Source organism: Vibrio sp. 1-2 (7-a) (assembly GCF_013048515.1).
Lineage (GTDB): Bacteria > Pseudomonadota > Gammaproteobacteria > Enterobacterales > Vibrionaceae > Vibrio > Vibrio diabolicus.
Genome location: NZ_VHSQ01000001.1, coordinates 1,493,176 through 1,512,772, shown reverse-complemented (window position 1 = coordinate 1,512,772; position 19,597 = coordinate 1,493,176). Strand labels below are relative to the sequence as shown.

Annotated in this window: 16 protein-coding genes and 1 pseudogene; 7 read left to right on the top strand and 10 right to left on the bottom strand. The window is 45.2% G+C overall.

Annotated features, from left to right (window positions below):
* Window positions 1-10 precede the first annotated feature (10 nt).
* From hisA to hisIE, 3 genes are read left to right on the top strand one after another with little or no spacing between them, the layout of a single operon-like run.
* Window positions 11-748, top strand: coding sequence for a 1-(5-phosphoribosyl)-5-[(5-phosphoribosylamino)methylideneamino]imidazole-4-carboxamide isomerase (hisA, locus tag FKN08_RS06815; RefSeq protein ID WP_005390889.1), 738 nt, complete (start codon window positions 11-13; stop codon window positions 746-748).
* Complete coding sequence (gene hisF / locus FKN08_RS06810; protein WP_004749837.1) at window positions 730-1,503, top strand: imidazole glycerol phosphate synthase subunit HisF; 774 nt, start codon at window positions 730-732, stop codon at window positions 1,501-1,503. Before hisA ends, hisF begins: the two co-directional genes overlap by 19 nt.
* Window positions 1,500-2,135 (top strand): bifunctional phosphoribosyl-AMP cyclohydrolase/phosphoribosyl-ATP diphosphatase HisIE, encoded by a 636-nt coding sequence (gene hisIE / locus FKN08_RS06805; RefSeq protein WP_170891619.1) that lies wholly within the window; start codon window positions 1,500-1,502, stop codon window positions 2,133-2,135. The genes hisF and hisIE overlap by 4 nt, the downstream gene beginning before the upstream one ends.
* Before the next feature lie 434 nt (window positions 2,136-2,569).
* Here the strand turns inward: hisIE and FKN08_RS23775 are convergent.
* The 5 genes and pseudogenes from FKN08_RS23775 to FKN08_RS06790 form a co-directional block, all read right to left on the bottom strand.
* Window positions 2,570-2,917: pseudogene (locus tag FKN08_RS23775) on the bottom strand (transposase); the annotation flags it as partial.
* Between the two features lie 98 nt (window positions 2,918-3,015).
* Window positions 3,016-3,321: a hypothetical protein gene (locus tag FKN08_RS23770; protein WP_282136932.1), complete on the bottom strand. Its 306-nt coding sequence runs from the start codon at window positions 3,319-3,321 to the stop codon at window positions 3,016-3,018.
* A 20-nt stretch (window positions 3,322-3,341) separates the two neighbouring features.
* Window positions 3,342-3,605, bottom strand: a complete 264-nt coding sequence (locus FKN08_RS23765; protein ID WP_249373362.1) for a hypothetical protein — start codon at window positions 3,603-3,605, stop codon at window positions 3,342-3,344.
* Window positions 3,606-3,888: 283 nt separating this feature from the next.
* Window positions 3,889-4,908 carry a DUF2955 domain-containing protein gene (locus FKN08_RS06795; RefSeq protein WP_048625735.1) on the bottom strand — a complete coding sequence of 340 codons (1,020 nt, stop codon included), beginning with the start codon at window positions 4,906-4,908 and terminating at the stop codon, window positions 3,889-3,891.
* Window positions 4,909-4,917: 9 nt separating this feature from the next.
* The gene (locus FKN08_RS06790; RefSeq protein WP_005376744.1) at window positions 4,918-5,982 is read right to left on the bottom strand and encodes an HlyD family secretion protein; all 1,065 of its coding nucleotides are present in this window, start codon (window positions 5,980-5,982) and stop codon (window positions 4,918-4,920) included.
* Window positions 5,983-6,081: 99 nt separating this feature from the next.
* Here FKN08_RS06790 and FKN08_RS06785 point away from each other — a divergent pair, with 99 nt between their 5' ends.
* Window positions 6,082-6,942, top strand: coding sequence for a LysR family transcriptional regulator (locus tag FKN08_RS06785; protein ID WP_005376746.1), 861 nt, complete (start codon window positions 6,082-6,084; stop codon window positions 6,940-6,942).
* A gap of 150 nt (window positions 6,943-7,092) precedes the next feature.
* Window positions 7,093-7,635, top strand: a complete 543-nt coding sequence (locus tag FKN08_RS06780) for a hydrolase (protein WP_005457944.1) — start codon at window positions 7,093-7,095, stop codon at window positions 7,633-7,635.
* A gap of 39 nt (window positions 7,636-7,674) precedes the next feature.
* Here FKN08_RS06780 and FKN08_RS06775 read toward each other — a convergent pair whose 3' ends face one another.
* Window positions 7,675-8,571, bottom strand: a complete 897-nt coding sequence (locus tag FKN08_RS06775; protein ID WP_170891700.1) for a 1-aminocyclopropane-1-carboxylate deaminase/D-cysteine desulfhydrase — start codon at window positions 8,569-8,571, stop codon at window positions 7,675-7,677.
* A 280-nt stretch (window positions 8,572-8,851) separates the two neighbouring features.
* Here FKN08_RS06775 and FKN08_RS06770 point away from each other — a divergent pair, with 280 nt between their 5' ends.
* A complete protein-coding gene (locus FKN08_RS06770; RefSeq protein ID WP_170891618.1) occupies window positions 8,852-10,090 on the top strand; it encodes a leucine-rich repeat-containing protein kinase family protein in 1,239 nt (412 codons plus the stop codon).
* Window positions 10,091-10,170: 80 nt separating this feature from the next.
* Here FKN08_RS06770 and FKN08_RS06765 read toward each other — a convergent pair whose 3' ends face one another.
* Together FKN08_RS06765 and FKN08_RS06760 are read right to left on the bottom strand one after the other, a co-directional pair.
* Complete coding sequence (locus FKN08_RS06765; RefSeq protein WP_170891617.1) at window positions 10,171-11,475, bottom strand: HAMP domain-containing sensor histidine kinase; 1,305 nt, start codon at window positions 11,473-11,475, stop codon at window positions 10,171-10,173.
* Window positions 11,472-12,149, bottom strand: coding sequence for a response regulator transcription factor (locus FKN08_RS06760; RefSeq protein WP_005457963.1), 678 nt, complete (start codon window positions 12,147-12,149; stop codon window positions 11,472-11,474). Before FKN08_RS06760 ends, FKN08_RS06765 begins: the two co-directional genes overlap by 4 nt.
* A gap of 578 nt (window positions 12,150-12,727) precedes the next feature.
* Here FKN08_RS06760 and FKN08_RS06755 point away from each other — a divergent pair.
* Window positions 12,728-14,824 carry a methyl-accepting chemotaxis protein gene (locus FKN08_RS06755; protein WP_170891616.1) on the top strand — a complete coding sequence of 699 codons (2,097 nt, stop codon included), beginning with the start codon at window positions 12,728-12,730 and terminating at the stop codon, window positions 14,822-14,824.
* A 101-nt stretch (window positions 14,825-14,925) separates the two neighbouring features.
* Here FKN08_RS06755 and FKN08_RS06750 read toward each other — a convergent pair whose 3' ends face one another.
* Together FKN08_RS06750 and FKN08_RS06745 are read right to left on the bottom strand one after the other, a co-directional pair.
* Window positions 14,926-15,882 carry a hypothetical protein gene (locus FKN08_RS06750; RefSeq protein WP_170891615.1) on the bottom strand — a complete coding sequence of 319 codons (957 nt, stop codon included), beginning with the start codon at window positions 15,880-15,882 and terminating at the stop codon, window positions 14,926-14,928.
* A gap of 3 nt (window positions 15,883-15,885) precedes the next feature.
* On the bottom strand, window positions 15,886-19,407 hold the full coding sequence (locus tag FKN08_RS06745; protein ID WP_170891614.1) for a T6SS effector BTH_I2691 family protein: 3,522 nt from the start codon (window positions 19,405-19,407) through the stop codon (window positions 15,886-15,888).
* Window positions 19,408-19,597: the final 190 nt, after the last annotated feature.

The window sequence follows — 19,597 nt, the reverse complement described above, 5'->3', positions numbered from 1 at the left end:
GGGATTTAGTGTGATTATTCCAGCTCTTGATTTAATTGAAGGACAGGTGGTTCGCCTTTATCAAGGTGATTACGGCCAAGTAACCGAGTACAAAGTCGACCCAGCAGAGCAGTTCAACTTGTACCACCAAGCGGGTGCTAACTGGCTGCACTTGGTGGATTTAACTGGCGCGAAAGACACGACAGCACGCCAGCTTGATTTGATTGCAAAGCTATTAGCAAGCACGCCAGCGAACATCCAAATCGGTGGCGGAGTGCGTACAGAGCAAGACGTGATTGATCTGTTAGAAGCCGGTGCGCAGCGTGTTGTAGTCGGTTCTACAGCAGTAAAACAACCAGAGCTTGTGAAAGGTTGGATGGAAAAATACGGCGCAGAGAAAATCGTTCTCGCGTTAGACATCAACATCGACCAAGACGGCACGCGTAAAGTGGCGATCTCTGGTTGGCAAGAAGACTCAGGCGTGACCATCGAAGCTCTGATCAACGATTACCTAACGGTAGGTTTGCAGCACGTGCTTTGTACGGACATTTCTCGTGACGGTACGCTAGAAGGCTCAAACGTAGAGCTTTATGTCGACCTATGTAAACAGTACCCACAAGTGCAGTTTCAATCTTCAGGCGGTATCGGCTCATTAGCAGATATCGAAGCGCTAAAAGGCAGCGGTGTGGCTGGTGTGATTGTTGGTCGTGCGCTGTTAGATGGTAAGTTCACAGCAGAGGAGGCATTTGCATGCTGGCAAAGCGAATAATTCCATGTCTTGATGTCCGTGATGGACAAGTGGTAAAGGGCGTCCAGTTCCGCAACCACGAAATCATTGGCGACATCGTTCCTCTGGCGCAGCGTTATGCAGAAGAGGGCGCTGACGAGCTTGTGTTCTACGATATTACTGCTTCAAGTGATGGTCGTGTCGTCGATAAAAGTTGGGTCGCGCGCGTTGCTGAAGTGATTGATATTCCTTTCTGTGTGGCTGGTGGTATTAAATCAGCAGAAGACGCAGCGCGCATTCTGGAGTTTGGTGCAGATAAGGTATCTATTAACTCTCCTGCCTTGGCGAACCCTCAGTTGATTACTGACCTTGCTGATAAGTTTGGTGTGCAATGTATCGTCGTTGGTATCGATTCATACTATGACAAAGAGACGGGCAAGTATCAGGTTTACCAGTTTACTGGTGATGAAGAACGCACCAAAGCGACCCAATGGGAAACGCGTGATTGGGTGCAAGAAGTACAAAAACGCGGTGCTGGTGAAATCGTACTGAACATGATGAACCAAGACGGCGTGCGTAACGGCTACGATATTGAACAACTTAATATGGTGCGTGAAGTGTGTAACGTGCCATTGATTGCATCGGGTGGTGCAGGTGCCATGGAGCACTTCGCAGAAGCCTACCAAAAAGCAAATGTGGATGGCGCGCTTGCCGCATCGGTATTCCACAAGCAAGTCATCAATATTGGTGAACTAAAGCAGTATTTGAAACAACAAGGCATTGAGGTACGACTATGAGTGTGAAAGCCGCCGAAGTAAGTTCGCTAGCTGAGCGAATCAACTGGGAAAAGGTGGATGGTCTGGTACCTGCCATCGTACAAGATTTCCAATCAAGCCAAGTGCTGATGATGGGTTACATGAACCAAGATGCGTTGGCAAAAACGGGCGAAACAGGTCAAGTGACGTTTTTCTCTCGTACCAAGCAGCGTCTTTGGACGAAAGGAGAGACCTCTGGCAACGTATTGCAACTAGTGAACATGCAGCTAGATTGCGACAGCGATACGCTACTGGTAAAAGTGAATCCCATTGGTCCTACGTGCCACTTGGGTAACACAACTTGCTGGGATGTGGACCCTCAAGAGGAGTCACAAATGGTGTGGCTTCATCAACTTGAGCAGCTACTGGCTGCCCGCAAGAGTGCCGACCCAGATTCCTCTTATACTGCCAGTCTTTATGCCCGTGGCACCAAGCGTATTTCGCAAAAAGTGGGCGAAGAAGGCGTTGAAGTCGCGCTTGCGGCGACGTCGGGCGATAAGGCGGAGTTAGTGTGTGAATCTGCAGATTTGATTTATCACTTAATGGTATTGCTTCAAGACCAAGGCTTATCGATGAATGACGTAGTGAGCAAACTGAAAGAGCGTCATAAGTAAGCTTGCGATAGATAAGTGAAAGTCCCTATGCTCTCGAGCCTAGGGGCTTTTTTAATTTAGTGTTCTTGATTCGGGGCAAAAACCGGCAACAGTGCTGGTGGCGATTAGATTCCGAATCACACTCGTCCCTTGCTGTTCAGAATGACGGTATATTTTGTAACGGTATTTGAAGTCGCGTTATCTATTTCAAATCGAAGCACACTTCACGTCATTCCGTATATGGACTCCCTAGTTATTACAACTGGTTTAGCGAGAATAGATTAGATGCATGCGTATATTCGGGTTTTAATGAGTAGCTAACTCGACCCTCGATGCATTCGCACCTTGATGCCATTTCGCGAGCGCGGAAATAATCCAAAGGAATGCTCTGGCTCTTCAAGGTCGGTCTTACCTGTTCTTCGCTATACCAAGATGTAAGTAACGTCTTTGACTTACTACTCGTAAGTTAGAGGCGCTTGATACTCACTACCATAATGAAGCAACGCCCCAACCGTTCTTGTGATCTTATTTGCTAAAGCAACCGCGGCTTTCATTAAACCTGCACGCTGAATCAGTGACTTGAGCCAAGTCTCTTTAACATTCCTTGGCTCTCGTTTATTTACAACCTTCGCAACGGTAAGCGCTCCCTGTATCAAGCTTGAACGTAACTTCTTCTGTCCAACTTTTTTGCTGATACCCCAAAGGGTAACCCTTCCTCCAGTACTATGCTGCTTTGGAGTAAGCCCAATACAAGCCGAAGCTTCTCGACCATTTTTGATGTTACCGCCATTGGCTCCTAATGAAAGATAAAGCCCTAAAGCATTGACTGGACCAACGCCCTCTAGAGCTTCAAGTTTTCTACATGCATCATGGTGCTTGAGGTGTTGGGTTAAGCTCGTTTCTAAATCTGCCCTCTTTTTGCCAAGGTTTCATGCAAATGAAATACGTTTGCTACGTGTTCTCTTAAGATATCAGGAAGTGAGTTCTGACCATCTTCCAGAATTTCAATAATGTGCCTTTTAAAGCCACTATGTCCTTTGGGGATATTGAAGCCGAACTCTGAGAGCAAGGAACGAACCATGTTACTTGTCGCTGTCATCGAATCGGTTAAGTGCTGTCTTATCCTATCGATCGATTGTAGTGCCTGTTCATCAATAGACTTTAAAGCGACAAAATGGGCGTTAGCTTGCTGAGATGCGACAGCAATCGCTGTTGCATCATTCTTATCTATTTTTTGTCCCGTTCGATATGCCGTGACATATTTGGGGCAATGAGGCGAACCGAATGCTCATGGTTGCAACAGAACCGTCCCCAATAATGGGCGGTAGAGCATGCCTCCATAACCACGGTCGTTGGAGGTTGTTGTATTAACCAAGCTTTTAATTTATCGCGAGTAAATGCTTTATTAAACTCATCAGAACTTCCATGAAGCTTACAAACTTGGAAAGAGTGCTTTACTAAATCAATGGCGATAGTAGTAGACATTGTCATGTATGGACTCCTTAGATTTAGGCTTTGACACTATAAATTCTAGCTCCCTCCTGGGGGGAGGGAGTCCATACATCGCGAGTCTAGACGAGACTAGGAATCTGCTAACAACTCGCTGGGAGATGGCGATAAGCTAGGAACTTCAAAGCTCTCGGTGGGTAGATCCTGAATCACGCTCGTTCCTCGATGTTTAGGATGACCGTTTTAAATAAAAATGCCGCTCGCAGTAACTCGCAGTAAAGTGAGCGGCATAGTTTGTTTTCCGTTTTCAGCCCTCGGCCAAGGCTTAATTCAACTCCACGTTCCTCATCTCAGGATGCTTTAGCAACATCACACGAATCCAGTGATGCACCACCCACATCACCATCGCGGTGAGCAGAACCGCGACGAAAATCGAGCTGAAACGGTACAAGATCGAAAAGAACGCGTCTTTTTGTTCTGGCACCAATGAGGTCGTCAGCGGAACCGATAGGGCAGACATGGCAGAAAACGCGATAGCCGCTTTAATTTGCCCCTTGGTGAGCCATAAGCAGAATGGCCCCATAGCAATGGTAAAGGCGAGCCAAAAGAGTAGCCCATGCCCATACCAACTGCCCAATATGAGCTGAACAGCCATCCCTGCGATGCAGCCTAGTGCGGTGCCGATGATGCGAATTTTTGCCATGGCGAGCGAGCCCGCTAAAGTCATTGGGGTTAGGATGATCAAAATGGAAGCTTGTGCGGATAGCGAGTCATATAAGTCCGCTACTTGGAATACGATAAACGCAGCCATCGCCACTACCCAGCCCATGGCAACTTGGCTGATGTAGTCAATATCGCTTTTTACTGGGGTCGACATCTCAATGTGCTCGGCGGGGGATTTTGGCTCCGGGAACAACCAATACGCGAATGCGCAAACAAAAATATTGCTGAACGCCATCACCCACATGTTGACGTTGAACTCTTCAATATCCATGAAGTTATAGCTGGCAAAATTCAACACAATTGAACCCACCAACAGCCCCATGTAACCAAACAAATAGGTTTTCTGGTTCATCATTGCAATGCACTTGAACAGCATCATGATTCCGACGGCAACGGTCATTAATGTTGGATGAAACTGCAAGTATTCCAGCAAAAATGTGGCTTGTATGGTTGTCCACACCGCAGAGAAAAACACGATCAATAAAGCCGAAAGATTAAAGTGGTCCATTCTGCCCAAAATAAACAGCGGCATCATGATGGCAAAAAATCCGTAAGACCAACCGAAGATCATGCTTAGCGCGAGCCCTAAAGAGCAGCCGAACCAAATTCGTAAGGTTTTCATTGTCGCCGCCTAGTAAATGAAGTGGAACCAGCTTGCGAGGTGAATCTGTGCTTGCGCCATCAACTGCCAGAAAATGCTGTTGTCTGGGTACAAAACAATGGTAGCGCGAGAGCCGACAAACAGTGCTGGTGGTAACTCTTCGCTGCTGGTTAGGTTCACTCGTGTACGCTGCGCATCACGTACCCAGCGGTTGTTCACTTCCACTTTGGTTAGTGCGCCATTAGGCGTTTGTTGTGCGGCTGCTACACCGTAATCGCGGCTAGCTAAATCAAAGTCGTACACCGAACCTGGGTTGGCATCAAATGTGACCAAGGCGTGGAAAGTCTTGTCTACGTTCGCGACGGACTTTTCACGAAAATCAGCGGCTACCCAGAGTGATCCTGTTGGTACAAATGTCAGCAATGGCATGTTGGTGTTTGCCATCGTGCCAACTTCTAGTTGCAGGTTGGTCACGACACCATCACTGGGAGCGAGTACTGCGGTATTTGCCAAATCAAGTTGCGCCTTTTCGATCCCGTTTTTGGCAATTCGAACGGCGGTGCTTTGACCTTTTTGATCGCCTAATTGCGCTTCAATGACTTTTAAGTTTTGTCTTTCCGCTTTAAGCGCTGCACGTGATACCTGATTTTGGGCAAAGGCATTATCGAGTGTCGATTGAGAGATGACTTTCTGCTTCGATAGCGTCAGTAAGCGGTTGTACTCGCGGTGTGCATTATCAAATGTCGCTTGTGCGCGGGCAATATTGGCAAGAGCGGCTTCGCGTTGAGAATACAGCGTTGCTTCTTTTTCATAAGCGGATTGCAGAGACAGCTCCGCCTGTTCAAGTGCTATCTTGTATTTACGATCATCAATCGTAAACAACACATCGCCTTTTTGAACGGACTGGTTATTCTCGATGAGAACGTCGGTCACTTTACCAGATACCTCGGGCGCGACTTGGACAACGTATCCTTGCACTCGTCCTTCGGTCGTTAAGGGGGCGTGGCGGTCAGCAATGATAATGTACAAAAATAGTACGATGAACAGGACAATCAAAGTTCGCATCCAGTGTTTGAATTTTTGGTCAGCCGTCATTACAAGTTCCGTTAAACATATTGGATAGCGGATTATAGAGAAGTCACTCACAATTCAGTAGAATGATAATACGAACATAAATGACCTAAAAATAGGACAATGAACGTTAGTTTTGATGATATTTACCTATTCACTCAGACGGTGGTTCACGGCGGTATAAGTGCAGCGGCAGAGGCGAATCAACTACAACGCTCAAAAGTGAGTCGTCGCCTGCAAGAATTAGAGAAATCGCTCGGGGTACAGCTTTTGATCCGCACAACACGCAGCATTGAGTTGACGGAGCACGGGAAACGCTTGTTTGAGTTGGTGGGGCAGCCTATTGACCATATTCAGCAAGGTTTAAATGCCATGCACGAATATCAACAAGAGCTGACGGGCAAGGTGCGTTTAGCCATTCCTTCCGCATTGATGAGCTCTGCCGCGTTTAACGCGATCATCACCGAGTACACAACGCGGTATCCGGAGATTTCGGTCGAGATTGAAAACCATCAAGAGAGTGTCGATCTCAAGCGTCAATCGTTTGATTTACAGCTTCTTCCGAGCGTGGTCAAAGTCACCGATGACAGCTATGTGCAGTTCAGTCTTTTGCCTTATCGTAGTCACTTTGTTGCGTCAAAAGCCTATCTAGAATCGCATCCGCCAGTAAAAACGGTGGAAGATCTTAAGCAGCATCGCCTTTTAACTAATCGTTACAATGCCGATTTGCTCGATTCAGATTTGCATGTGGCGTTGCGTTCGGATGACCTCAACTTGCTGCGCTCGATGGCGATAGCAGGAAACGGCATCGCGTTTATTCCTCAAATTCATTCCAAGCCAGCACTGAGAGACGGTTTGTTGGTCGAGGTGCTGCCTCAATTCGCGCATCCGAAGCAGCATCTTACTCTGATTTATCCCTCGGCCTTATTTCTGCCCAATAAAGTCAAAGCCTTGATTGAACTAATTCGAGAGAAATTTAAATAGTCAGTTCAAACCACCCTTACCTAAGGGCAAATGTGTGAGCGAAGGTCATCTTTCTAGGTTTTATTGCTCTAACATGAAAGGGTTCTGATACATTAACTTTTACTCAACTTGTTGAGTATGATTTGTGGTCGCACAAGATAGGAGATGGAAATGTTATCGAAAGGAAACACGGGCCTGATTGTGGTGGATGTTCAGGGCAAACTCGCTACATTAATGCATGAAAGCGACGCTCTGATTGAAAATATCACGAAACTGGTAAAGGGTGCCAAAGCACTAGATTTGCCTATTCTGTGGCTAGAACAGAATCCAGAAAGGTTGGGCCCAACCGCGGAGCCGATTCGTGAAGTGCTTGAAAGCACGCATTTACCTATTACCAAGTACACGTTTGATGGCTGCAAAGAGGCGACGTTTAAGGTCGCGGTGGAGAACGCAAAAGTGGATACCTGGTTGGTTTGCGGTATTGAATCCCACATTTGCGTCTATCAAACCGCGGTTTCTCTGCGCCAGTCCGGTTATCGCGTTGAATTAGTCACGGATTGTGTATCTTCCCGAACCGCTGCCAATAAAGCGCTCGCTCTTGCGAAGTTAACCGCTAACGGTGTGGTGCTCACTGGGCTAGAAATGTGTTTGTATGAAATGGTCGAAGATTGCCGAGCACCTGAATTCAAAGAAATTCTGGCGCTCATCAAATAGTGTAATCACTGGAATCAACAACAACTTTATCTGAACACGCTATTCAAATTCTCGTTGATATCTTGGCAACATCGACTCGTTGCCAAGTAACCCGCCTTGGTGAATGTAAATCACCGTTTTATCTGTGTTCTCTTCCAACCAAGGGGTGAGGCATTGCCACATATACGGGTCGTATAACAGGTCAAATTCGAGGTCGGTTTGCTCAAAGAGTGCTTTCCATGTGATGTAATCTTCTTCGTACAAGCGGCCAAAATGGTGTTTGTTGCGCACGGTTAAAATGGTTGGGTGGCTGTTTTCACCGAGCTGGTTGAACTGTTCAGTTAAGTAATCTGCATCGCCTACGCAAGGGCAAGTTAGCACTTCTATGCCGTGTGGGCTTAAATGTTTATGAAGATATAAAGCGGTCGTGCCGGTGCCTGATGGCAGGGCGACCGTAAACTGCTCTTTACCTCTCAATCGCGTCCAATCAAGAATTTCTCGTGCTAACTGTTTGATGCCAGCTTCAGCGAGGTGGGAACGTCCACCTTCTGGAATAAGCAATGTCGACTCATCTAATCTTCGTACCTGGTGGATGTATTCACTAGGGTGGAGTTCGCTACCGATGTCTTGCATGGCGGTGATTTTCATACCCAAATCGAGAGCGCCGCGATAGTTTCCGATGGGGGAGCTTTTTAGCCAAGATGGAATGTGATGAACATAAAACTCAAATGCCCAACCTTTAATCTGGGCGAGAGCCGCTAGCGAGTAAATGGCATTAGATTGAGCGGAGCCAAAGCTTATTAACGTGGTGATGTCGGGATTTTGCTCTTCCATTAACGTCATAAACTTACGTGCTTTGTTCCCAGAAAAGTGGGAGTGGAGCATGTCGTCACGTTTAAGGAAAAATTTGCGCCCATTAAAGCTATGTTGGGTGATAGGACTTTCTGAGAGTTTCATGTCGATGCTGACGGAATAAACCGTGTCACCTTTGCCATTTAAAAAGGGCGCGTAGTGTAACGCCATTAAACCAAGATAAAAAGTCTGGGTTTCAGGACTTCCATTTCGGTTATTCCTGATGTTTTGACTCGCACTCACCGGTGCTGTAATACCATTGCAATGGTTTCACTTCTATCCTTTGGTTGCTTTGATTCCATGCTATTCCACCCCATGTCTCGCCTTTCTGCCTCAAGCCACGTACACTACTCAGCTTATTTCCATTCAATCAGAAGGCTTGGTTTTGCAGACTCTAGAACAATTAAAAACAGGACAATTAGTAGGAATAAAACAACTGAAGTTGGCGGAAGGGCTAACTGAGTTCCCTATGGAAATTTTAGAGCTTGCAGACTCGCTTGAAGTGTTAGATTTATCCGGCAACGCATTGTCAGATTTGCCACAAGAACTGGAACAGTTGACCAAACTAAAAATCATTTTTGCTTCCAATAATCAGTTCACCCATTTACCAGAGGTATTGGGCAAGCTGCCAAACCTTGAGATGGTTGGATTTAAAACCAACAAGATCAAAGTGGTGAGTGAAGCCTCACTACCAAGTCAGTTACGTTGGCTGATCCTGACTGACAACGAGATTGAAACGCTACCAAACAGTCTGGGTGAAAGACCGCGCTTAAGAAAGCTTGCACTGGCGGGGAATCGCATCAAACGACTGCCAAGTAGTATGGAAAACTTAGTTAATTTGGAACTGATTCGTCTCTCTGCGAATCAGCTAGAGCACTTTCCGGATGTGTTGATGAAGCTACCTAAATTGGCATGGTTTGCTTTTGCAGGTAATCCATTCTGCAAACACCCATCTTCGCTAAACAGTGTGCCGAAAGTGACCACAAATAGTTACTCGCTTAACCATGTTCTCGGCCAAGGGGCAAGTGGCGTGATTTCTCACGCTAACTGGACTGATGCTCAATACAACTTTCCGAGTGAAGTTGCGGTAAAAGTGTTCAAGGGCGAGGTCACCAGTGATGGCTACCCTCATGATGAACTTGAAGCGTGTTTGCAAGCTGGGCATCACAACAACTTAGTAAAATCCATCGCGCAAGTGGATGACGGTAAAGAGCTTGCTTTGGTGATGGAGCTGATTCCAAACAGTTACTACAACTTAGGTTTGCCGCCAACGTTGGAAACCTGCACCCGAGATACGTTCCCACAAGGGTTTACGCTGACAGTCGAGCAAATGAATTCTATTGTTGAGCAGATGGTGGACGTATTTAATCACCTACACGACAACAAGGTGTGTCATGGTGATTTGTATGCGCACAATACGTTGGTGAACGAGCAAGGGGAGATGATCTTCGGTGACTTTGGCGCGGCGAGCATTTACGGCTATTTATTGGACGAGCAGCAAGCTGCAATCAGAGCCATTGAATCCAGAGCGTTGAAGTACTTTATCGAAGATGTGTTTTCTGTGTGCGAAGCGTCGGAATCGGCATCGCAAGCATTCGAACGACTAGTTGCGCTTGCGGCATAAGATTTCATTCAATCGAATCAGAAAGAGGTATCGAACTGCCCGTTTTGATACTGAGCAAATGAGATACCTCTTGATTGAATCTAGTGCTGAGGAAGTGACTTTGAGCAAGCTTCATGATGCTCTGACGAAAGGTCAATCACTGCCTCACATCCCCCCTCAGAATGTGTATCAATAGTGAATTGCCAGCCATAACGCCGGCATAAGTCGTCCACAATCATGAGCCCCAAACCATGGCCTTCGGCATCTGGCACGGAAGAGAAGCCTTCGCCTTCATCTCTCACCGACAGTGTGGTATCGGTCATGGTGATATGAATCGTTCCCGCTGACGTGGCTGCAATGCCGTTGCGAATTAAGTTACTCAACGTAATGTTAAGAACTGCAGTGGTCGCTTTGGTTTGCGGGTGACCCCATATCTGTACATTAAATTCCAGCGACTTTTCATCGGCTTGCGCTTGGCTAAGGGCAACGATGTTGTGAAGCTCTTGCTCTGAGATGGTTCGAACGGGGCTGTCGTCGGTGTTGCGTTCATATCGAACCAAACCTAACAAAGCATCAACCATGGTCGACATCTGCAAAGTGGCATCTTGAATACGGCCAATCTGACGTTCTTGAAACGATGTACTTGGGCTTCTGGCTAGCAAGCTGCTTGAGCCTTTCATCACTGTGAGTGGTGTTCTCAGTTCATGGCTGGCATATCGTGCAAAAGCTTGTTCACGTTTAATCACTTGATTGATTTGATGTCGATATTCATTAAGCTGATTTGCGAGCGTTTGGAATTCATTTGCAGAGCCTTCAGGGACAACAAATTTTTGTGTAGTGTCACCTTGATGGCGGTCCAGTTGCGTTTTAAGGGCACTAACAGGTTCAATGAGACGCAGAGAAAGTCTCGATAATAGGCTGCCAAAAATCAAAAGTAACCCGATTACAACCGCAAGCACCATAACGAGAACAAACATGAACTCGTTAGATGTAATTTCTATCTCATCAATCAGAGAGATCAGAATAATAGGATGTTCCTCTCCATCTTGCGTGTAGGTGCTCATGTAAATCATGCGAGTGTCTGGTTCGTCAGCAACTTCAGCGAGAAAGTACTTTTTATCTTGAATGAAGGGTTGATAGAGCTCAGGGACGAGATTGATGTCGTTGTATGCCGTTGTCAGTAAATCGAGTTTGATGATTCCGCTATCAGGATGGTTTCGAAAGTGCTCAATCGCCTCTTTTTTATCGATCATAATGCGTCGTTCACCGACGCGATCTTCCGACCATAATAGCGCTCCGCTAACCAATGCGAAGCATAGCAAGCCAATCACAACCGACACTAGAAGGAAGAAGAGTTCAAGGCGTCCGGTTAAGCTTTGTGTATTGTTAAATAAGCGGCGAATCATGCCCCGGGCTCCAATCGGAAGCCGACTTTAGGGATGGTTTTCAATAAATGTTCTTCAAAGGGTTTATCGAGTTGACCGCGCAGTTGATAAATGTGGCTGCGCAAAACGTCATTGTTTGGCTCATTTTCTTGCCATAAGCGGAATGCGATTTCTTCACGCGTCACAACTTCGGGGGCATTTTTGACCAGCATTTCTAGAATCGTATACGTGGTTGGATTCAACGCCAACAGCTTATCTTGACGGTAGGCTTGATGCGTTTTTTGATCGATAGACACTTCGCCATACTGGAGTTTGGTTGATGCAACCGTACCTCGGTAGCGTTTAATCAATGCAGTCATGCGTGCTTCAAGAATATCGAGATCAAACGGTTTGGTTAGGTAGTCGTCGGCGCCGTGTTGGAAGCCTTTGAGCATGTCGTCTCGGCTATCAAGTGCTGTCAGCATCAACACCGGAGTGTTATTACCTGCATCGCGTAGCTTGTTGCACAGTGTTAGGCCATCCATGCGCGGCAGCATGAGGTCGAGCAAAATGATGTCAAACGCATTATCCATCGCCAGTTTTAAGCCTAGCTCACCGTTGTCGGCATAATCCAGCTGCATGCCAGCACACTCAAAATAATCGAACAACATTCCCGCTATTTCACGATTATCTTCTACCAAAAGTACACGTTTCATTTATTCTTATCCAATCTCGATAAATTCGAATGCTGATCTTAACGAACATTATTCACTATAGGTGTGAAAAAGTTGTCGACATGATTTTCTCACCTTTGTATCGGTTTTCAATGTCTAGCTTAAATACCGTCTTATTATCCAAGTAAATCTACGACCTTTTGTTCATATCTATCAATTTTTCTTGGTGTATAAATGAGGCAGATTGTTTGATTCTGTTAACTCCATATAAAACATGAAGATACTGAATTATTTATGTGACACTGAGCACATTATTAATAATTGCCAATCTTCACAAGTGCACTTGATAGGGAAGGTTCTTACTTTTTATAAAACCATTTTTTAGATATGGTTATTGCGTTTAAATACAAACGCTTAGATTCTCCTTTTTGAGATAATTCAATCAAATCAATGGCTTCATGTATAAGCGAAAATCTGCATTATTTTATTTTCATTAATAAAATTACATTTTCTGTTCTTGCTCTGTTCATAAATGAAAGCCTTCCATTAACTTTACTTGTTTAAAATCCATGATCCTTCCAATGCTTAATGCCAGATAAAAATCAATTTGTGAGGCGATCATGTTTAACAGTATACGCACTCGAATTGCTGTCAGTGCGGGTGGGGCAATGGCCTTCACTCTATTGATTGCAATGGGTATGACAACCAATGCGTTCACTCAAGTGAATGAACAAATCACTACAAAAGTAAAATCTCAACTGACCGAAGCCACCACGACCGACCTGAGTAATACGGCGATTCAGCAAGGGCTGAATATTTCCAAGCAGTTAGAACCAGTGTTGGCGAACTTAAAGCAAGCGCGTTCAATTATCGAATTAAGCGCAGAGACGACCGCGACGCCAGACATTATTATTAAACAGTTTATTGCGTCGCTAGAAGCTCAGAACAAAGCGGTGTTTGCTGGTTACATGGTGTGGGAAAAGCCATCGTGGGTTGAGCCAACGATTCAAGACAAAAGCCTTGGCTTTAATAGCGAAGGCTACTTAGCGCCATTCTTTTCGCCAAATTCGCACAACAGTTTTGATGTCGTGGCGATGGATAGCTTTAGCAATACTGAATTAAACAACAACGGTGAGCGTAGAGACGATTGGCACTTGATGCCTTACGAAACGGGCAAAACGTTCGTTATGGAACCGTACATGTATCCGGTTCGCGGCAAACAAGAACTGATCACGACCATCAGCCAACCAATCAAGTTACGTGGCAAGATCATCGGCTCTCTTGGTTTTGATTTGTCATTGAACGAGTTACAAAGCCAAAGTGAAGATTACGCGAGCGACTTGTTTGATGGACAAGGCCGTATTCTGATTTCTTCATGGAAAGGCATCACACTGGCGAACAGCAGCCAAGCGGATCAAGTGGGCAAGAAAGTCTCTCATGAGTTGGCGTCTCAATGGGCTCGTATTCAATCCATTGCGAAACAAAAAGGCGCAGGCCTTGTGACGTTTGGCGGGTATGAGTATGCGATTACTGCAATTGAAACCAGCGATGCGCCTTGGATCGTTATGGTGTCGGTTCCCAGTAGCTTCCTTAAAAAGAACGTGGATGACTACGAGCGATGGAGTGAAGAACAAAGTGCAGAAGCTCTTGAAAAGGGAGTGTGGGCAGGGATTATTGCGGCTCTGATTGGTATTGTTGCGATGACGATGATCGCGACCTCGTTGGGCAAAGTGTTAACTAACTTAGTGGAGCGTTTTAAAGACGCAGCACAAGGCGAGGGCGACCTAACTTACCGCATTGAGGTGAAAGGTAAGGACGAAACCGCCCAACTGGCGCACTGGTTTAATACCTTCCTCGCTCGCATTCAGGAAATGCTTTTAACCGTAATGGCGACGGCAGACCAAGTTGATAAAAACGCAAGTGAAGGCCAAGCTCGCGCGGCGGCTTCGAGAGATCAACTGAACGTTCAAGTAAACGAAGTCAACTCGCTAGCAACGGCGATTAATGAGATGAGCGCAACCGCACAAGAAGTGGCAAATTCTGCGGTACAAGCAGCAGCGGCGGCAAGCCAAGTTCAAAGCAATAGTGCGAATGGCATGTCGCGTATGGACAATGCTGCAAGCGCGGTGGATAACCTCGCTTCGCAAGTGAATGATGCACAGCACCAGACGCAGAATTTGGTGGCTTCAAGCACGGCGATTCAGGGGATTCTGAGTGAGATTGGTGGCATTGCCGATCAAACCAACTTGTTGGCTCTGAACGCTGCGATTGAAGCTGCGCGTGCTGGTGAAGCGGGTCGTGGTTTTGCTGTGGTAGCCGATGAAGTCCGCAACCTTGCAACGCGGACACAAGGCTCGACAGAAGAAATTCGTGCAATGTTGGCTCGTTTGGAGCAAGAAACGCAATCAATCGTCGTGTTAATGGAGCAAAGCCAGAAGCAAGCGGTGGATACCAAAGAAGAAACACAAGCAGCGCAGTTGGCGTTGGCCGAAATAAACCAAGCTATTGAAGTGATTAATGATATGAATAATCAGATCGCTTCAGCGGCAGAAGAGCAAAGTTCGGTGTCGGAAGAGATCAACCGTAATGTGGTTGTGATTAATGATACGGCGATGGAAGTGATGGATACCATGTCATCTTCTGTAGCGATCAGTAACGAACTGACAGTAAAAGCCAGTGATCTTCACGGTGAGTTGAGTAAGTTCAAGTTGTCTTAATCAAGTAAGTGAGAGAGTTTAACCCAACTTAAAACGTTTACTTCTCACAAAAAAAAGGCTCCAGAGTTACCTCTGGAGCCTTTTTTAATGCTTGCTGCAAACTATGAAGCGGGAGTTGCTTGCTGTTCACCAGCCGCTTTTAAGCGCTCGATTTCTGATTCGGTTTGCCACTTGCCGTTGTAAAGATACTTACACTCTGGGAGAGGCGCTTTCGCATCCCTTAAATCAAACACTTCATTGGTAGGGTATTCTCGATAACAAGCAGGAGTCGTAAAAAGTCTAGGTTCAGGCTTCGCTTCAAACAGCTTTTTATGATCATTGACCTCTTTACAATCCAGTTTGTAGATATTTGAAAGTTGTGTGACCATGGATTCTAAGTCCGCTTCAGTTTTAAAGAAAATGTAACAATAGAATCGCCCCTGTGAGCGAAAAGTAACCTCCTGAGCAGTATCTTGGTATTCGCACCTGTCATACTTAAAAAAGAACTTAATTACTTTTCTTTTCTTGTTGTAGTCCGCAAAAAGCCAATCTTCTCGTTCGCCCACTCTCACTTCTGTTGGTTCATCAGGCTGACGTTTTAACATACCGAATGAGAATAAAATAAGGGCTCCAGCTCCCGCTAATGCCATCGGGCCTACCACCGCTACCATTACCACACATACTACTGCACCTATCCAGCCAACAGCTTGCGCGGCGGTATTTATCCATTTAGGCATATTGCGACGCTTTTTCATCACAAAGCCTTTATCTGAAAAAATATAGTCATAGCGATAGTCTCGTCCATACATGTAGTAGCTTAACGAGTACACAAAAAATGTGATAAGTACCGATATGGCATCATTAACCCATCCTCGAGACCAAAAGCCAAGGAAGTAGAAAAATACAATTATCGGCAACATTGCTACAATCGAAATGAACAAATAAAGGTATCGACTTGGCTCTTCAATATCGTACTTACGCCACGTTGTTAAATTGTTCCCTGTGAGAATTTCTTGCTCTTGCGCCTCTTGATAAACCGCCAACTCTTCTGGGGTGATATAAAATGGTGAATATGCCAAGGGTTACTCCTGAAAAACTAATGTGCTAACAACGGGGGTGAGTGTTTTTTTAATGATGTCTTGTTTGGTATTGTCTGAAATCGAGCCATAAGTTGCACTCTGTTTTACGCCGTTTTGGAACCAATACTCACGCTTAGCTGGGGCATCATCTTCCACATCATAAGCTACTTGCATAGCAAGGTATTGATCGGCCTCTTTAATTGGCAATGTTACCTTGTACACCAGTAATTCTTTGCTCGTTTGGTCTTGAGTTTGTAGCGTGACTAAATCTGCGTTTTGATGCCAGGAGCCGGACGTCAAATCATCTTCTGTTGCTTTGGTGTTAGTACTCACCACAATACCATTCGTTGCAGCTCGTTGTGGAAGCTGAACATGCACTTCCAAACCAACTAACTCACGATGTGTATAGCCTGGATAAGCCTGTACTTTTTCAATAGGCTGATGGTATACCGTAGGCTGCTGAATAATAGATTGTAAGTCAAACAGCGCTTGCTGCACCAATGCTGAATTATGCTTTTCTCTTTCAGGCAAGCTTGCAGATTGGCTCCACTGAGTGCGAGCAGGGTGATAACCCCAAGGCAGTTTATCTAACCACTTTTGGTAATCATCTTGTTTTACTTTACTCAGAACGTGATTGGCAACTAAAGTAATAATCGTTACTGCAACTAAAGCAGCCATAACTGGAGCACCAAATGTTATGTTAGGTGAGAGCCATCCTGTTAATGTGCCTCCAAATTGCAACGTGGCGATAGCGCTTGTTACGCCTAAACTAGCTGTACTCAACCTTTGAAACACTAACTCTCGACCATACAACTCATCTTCTCGTTGCCAAGAACGGTAAGCCTCTATACCTGAAGCTAGCGCACCTAAAGCCCCTGTAATCGCGAGCCATTTATTGAATAGCTTTAAGTCATCAAGGATCAAGCTTTCAAAACCTTCGACGTTTTGACTCACTAACTCCTTTAATACTTTGTATGAATGGGCTCTTAACTTAGGGTCACCCTTCACACTATCCCAGAACTTACCTGTACGAATACCCGTCCAAGCTCCGGCCGTGTAAAACAGCTTTTGTTGAATATCCAAGAAATCATCTTGAGACATGAGCCCTGTTTCTTGAATGCTGTTCATTGCATCAGCAAGTGCGAGACAGTTGAAAATCAGAGCTAAGAAGCCTAGACCACCCACATCTTCAAACAGTTTATTAAAGTTGTTTAATCTGTTATCCCATATATCTTTACGCATTTGAATTGTTGCCTCAAGTACGTCATCTGGAAACTCGATGTATTGTGGGTATTCTAATGTTGCCACTGCTAGACTTTTTTGGAGGTGACGTTGTTGTTTTAAGGCTTGTTTATATTGTTGTTTTGATACTGTTTTATCGCCTTTATTAAAAGCAGCTATAATGGCCTTGTTTTGGTTTGAGGCAACCACTCTTTTATCATGGTTAGACTTCCAATCACCAAAACCTTGCGCATAGTTTTTATTGATTTTGACAGCAGTATTGGTAGCTAAACGTTCAGCGAACACTGCTCGCCAATAAAAGCTATTTCGAGTTAAAGGCTTTGAGAAAACGGGCATGATTAGAAGTGAAGCTTGAGAAGTAAAGCTAACTCCTAATTTTAGTGCACTCTTCATTATTGCGCTGTTTGCGGCTTTGAAGATTATATCTAGTTCCTTAAATCCTTTTGCGATGCCTTTTAAAAACTCGGTTTCTGCAGTATTTGGGTTAGAAATAAAGTCCATTACTTTTGCATACATACCGACACGGTTACTTGCTGCCGAAACGTAGTCCATAAACTGTTTGTCTGAGCTTTCAGTATCTGGAACATTTTTGGCGACGTTTTCTTCAACTAACTGATGTGAAACTTGCTCAGGAATTAACTTCTCCACTTGTTTAAAGAGACTACGACTAAATCCGGAAGTGTAGAGAGCAAGTAAACTGGTTGGTTTCTCCCACTGGCTTTCAGCCCATTGGCGGTCTTCTTCTTGCATCACCAAAGTAAATGACTCAACGGCTTGCTTGTGCAGTTGATACAAGCTGTACTGTGTGTCTTCGCTGTATAGGTCGAAGGTTCTTTCAAGATGATGCGGCGTTAAGGACTCCATTACTGCGATAAAGTCGCGTTTGACCGAAACCACTTGGGCTAGCATGGTTTCTTTTTGTTCTGACAGCTCTTGCATCTCGCTCAGCATTTGCTTCCAGTTGAGCTGCTGACGCCAGCGTTCAGTCGCTATCCATTGTTCGTATTTACCAAAACGGCTCGCAGAAATTCGATATTTGTCCTGTATCGCTTTAGCAATGTCACTTTGGGTATGTTGGTGTGATTCAATCGCTCCAGCGGAAAATTTAGCAGGATAGCCGGACTGAACTGAGCTTTTGTTCTGCTCTGCCAAATCAAGTTGGTGAGAGGAGTCATAATAGTCAGCCATGTCGGTATAAAACGACAGCTCTTCGCCGTTACGCTTAACGCTAGCTGGCATGTCTATCTCGTCACTTGCACCAAACATACACAGTTGCATGGCGGTCTGCATCAAGTTCCACTGGTTTGAAAACTGGTCAGTGAAAAGGCGGTAAGGGCTTGCGGCACCAACAAAATGCAGTGACATATCTTGAATGTCTGCGGCGTAATCTTTTATTGCGACGAAGTAGCCTGATTCTTCTTCTGGAATCGCAGAGGTTAAATCGCTTTCGACTGCGACAGGTTTAAAGACAGAACCATCTTCATCTGCTTTGGTGGCGATGCCAGAATCCGCAAAGCGACCATCATCGACGGCAGAAGTTTCAATATCAGCGACTTGGGTTAACTTATCTATTGGTGCAATGTTGTGCTGATTCTCGTTTGCAGACAGAACAATGGTTTGCATGCGATCGATATGATTACTCGGATTGTTAAGTACGCGCATGAACGTGTGCCATGTCCACCGGTGCTCAGAGAAGCAAATCGATAGTACGCTTCCGTTGACGTAAGTAAGGAAGGGCTTTGCATCTTGTGGTGTCCCACGCTGCTCTGATTTTGGGCTTTCTGATTCTCCCAACTTATAGAGCGTGAATTGCGTTCCTTTGATTTCGTATTCGTCTAAGCTTTTGTTGATTGCATCATAGACATACAGCCAACCGTCGCGCAGTTGACGCAGGGTGTAACCAACGGTATTTAGTTTGGCTGGGCCTTGGCCTTTCCATTCTTCAGGCAAACCAAAAGGTTGTGTCTCTTCTGTTTCTAGCTGATCGATGGCATAGCGGACTGGGATAAAGTGCGCAGGTGATGCTTCCGTTGCTTCTTTCTCAGTTTTTAAATTGAGAGGCTCTGGTTCAGACGGCGGTGGCGGATCGATTTTTTTTGTTTCTCCCTCCCAAAACATACTGCGCTCTGGGGGTGAGCCAGCAAGATCATCGGATTCCGTGGTTGGAACGATATTCAGCGATTTCAGCGTACCATCGCTTTCAAATGCCTGAATGGCTTCCTCATAGGTATAGCTGTTGTCATACCAGAACATAGAAGTTTTTGGGGGAAGTTGATTACTCATCGTTAGCCCATGTTTAAGAGTTTTACTCTATTACGCAAATATCGCACCAAAATAAAGTAACTAAAAATCAATGATTTAGTTTTGTATTATTTTTCTTCAATCAAATAATTGTTTGTTTTTCCAATAAGTTGGTTGGTGTTTACCATTTTTTGTATTGATTGAATCAAAGTTTGAGTTGTGAGTGATACCT

Bases quoted from the DNA above. Each gene is read 5' to 3' on its own strand.
- hisF (WP_004749837.1), top strand. From the start codon at position 730: ATGCTGGCAAAGCGAATAATTCCATGTCTTGATGTCCGTGATGGACAA.
- hisIE (WP_170891619.1), top strand. From the start codon at position 1,500: ATGAGTGTGAAAGCCGCCGAAGTAAGTTCGCTAGCTGAGCGAATCAAC.
- FKN08_RS23765 (WP_249373362.1), bottom strand. From the start codon at position 3,605: ATGACAATGTCTACTACTATCGCCATTGATTTAGTAAAGCACTCTTTC.
- FKN08_RS06795 (WP_048625735.1), bottom strand. From the start codon at position 4,908: ATGAAAACCTTACGAATTTGGTTCGGCTGCTCTTTAGGGCTCGCGCTA.
- FKN08_RS06790 (WP_005376744.1), bottom strand. From the start codon at position 5,982: ATGACGGCTGACCAAAAATTCAAACACTGGATGCGAACTTTGATTGTC.
- FKN08_RS06785 (WP_005376746.1), top strand. From the start codon at position 6,082: ATGAACGTTAGTTTTGATGATATTTACCTATTCACTCAGACGGTGGTT.
- FKN08_RS06780 (WP_005457944.1), top strand. From the start codon at position 7,093: ATGTTATCGAAAGGAAACACGGGCCTGATTGTGGTGGATGTTCAGGGC.
- FKN08_RS06775 (WP_170891700.1), bottom strand. From the start codon at position 8,571: ATGAAACTCTCAGAAAGTCCTATCACCCAACATAGCTTTAATGGGCGC.
- FKN08_RS06765 (WP_170891617.1), bottom strand. From the start codon at position 11,475: ATGATTCGCCGCTTATTTAACAATACACAAAGCTTAACCGGACGCCTT.
- FKN08_RS06760 (WP_005457963.1), bottom strand. From the start codon at position 12,149: ATGAAACGTGTACTTTTGGTAGAAGATAATCGTGAAATAGCGGGAATG.
- FKN08_RS06755 (WP_170891616.1), top strand. From the start codon at position 12,728: ATGTTTAACAGTATACGCACTCGAATTGCTGTCAGTGCGGGTGGGGCA.
- FKN08_RS06745 (WP_170891614.1), bottom strand. From the start codon at position 19,407: ATGAGTAATCAACTTCCCCCAAAAACTTCTATGTTCTGGTATGACAAC.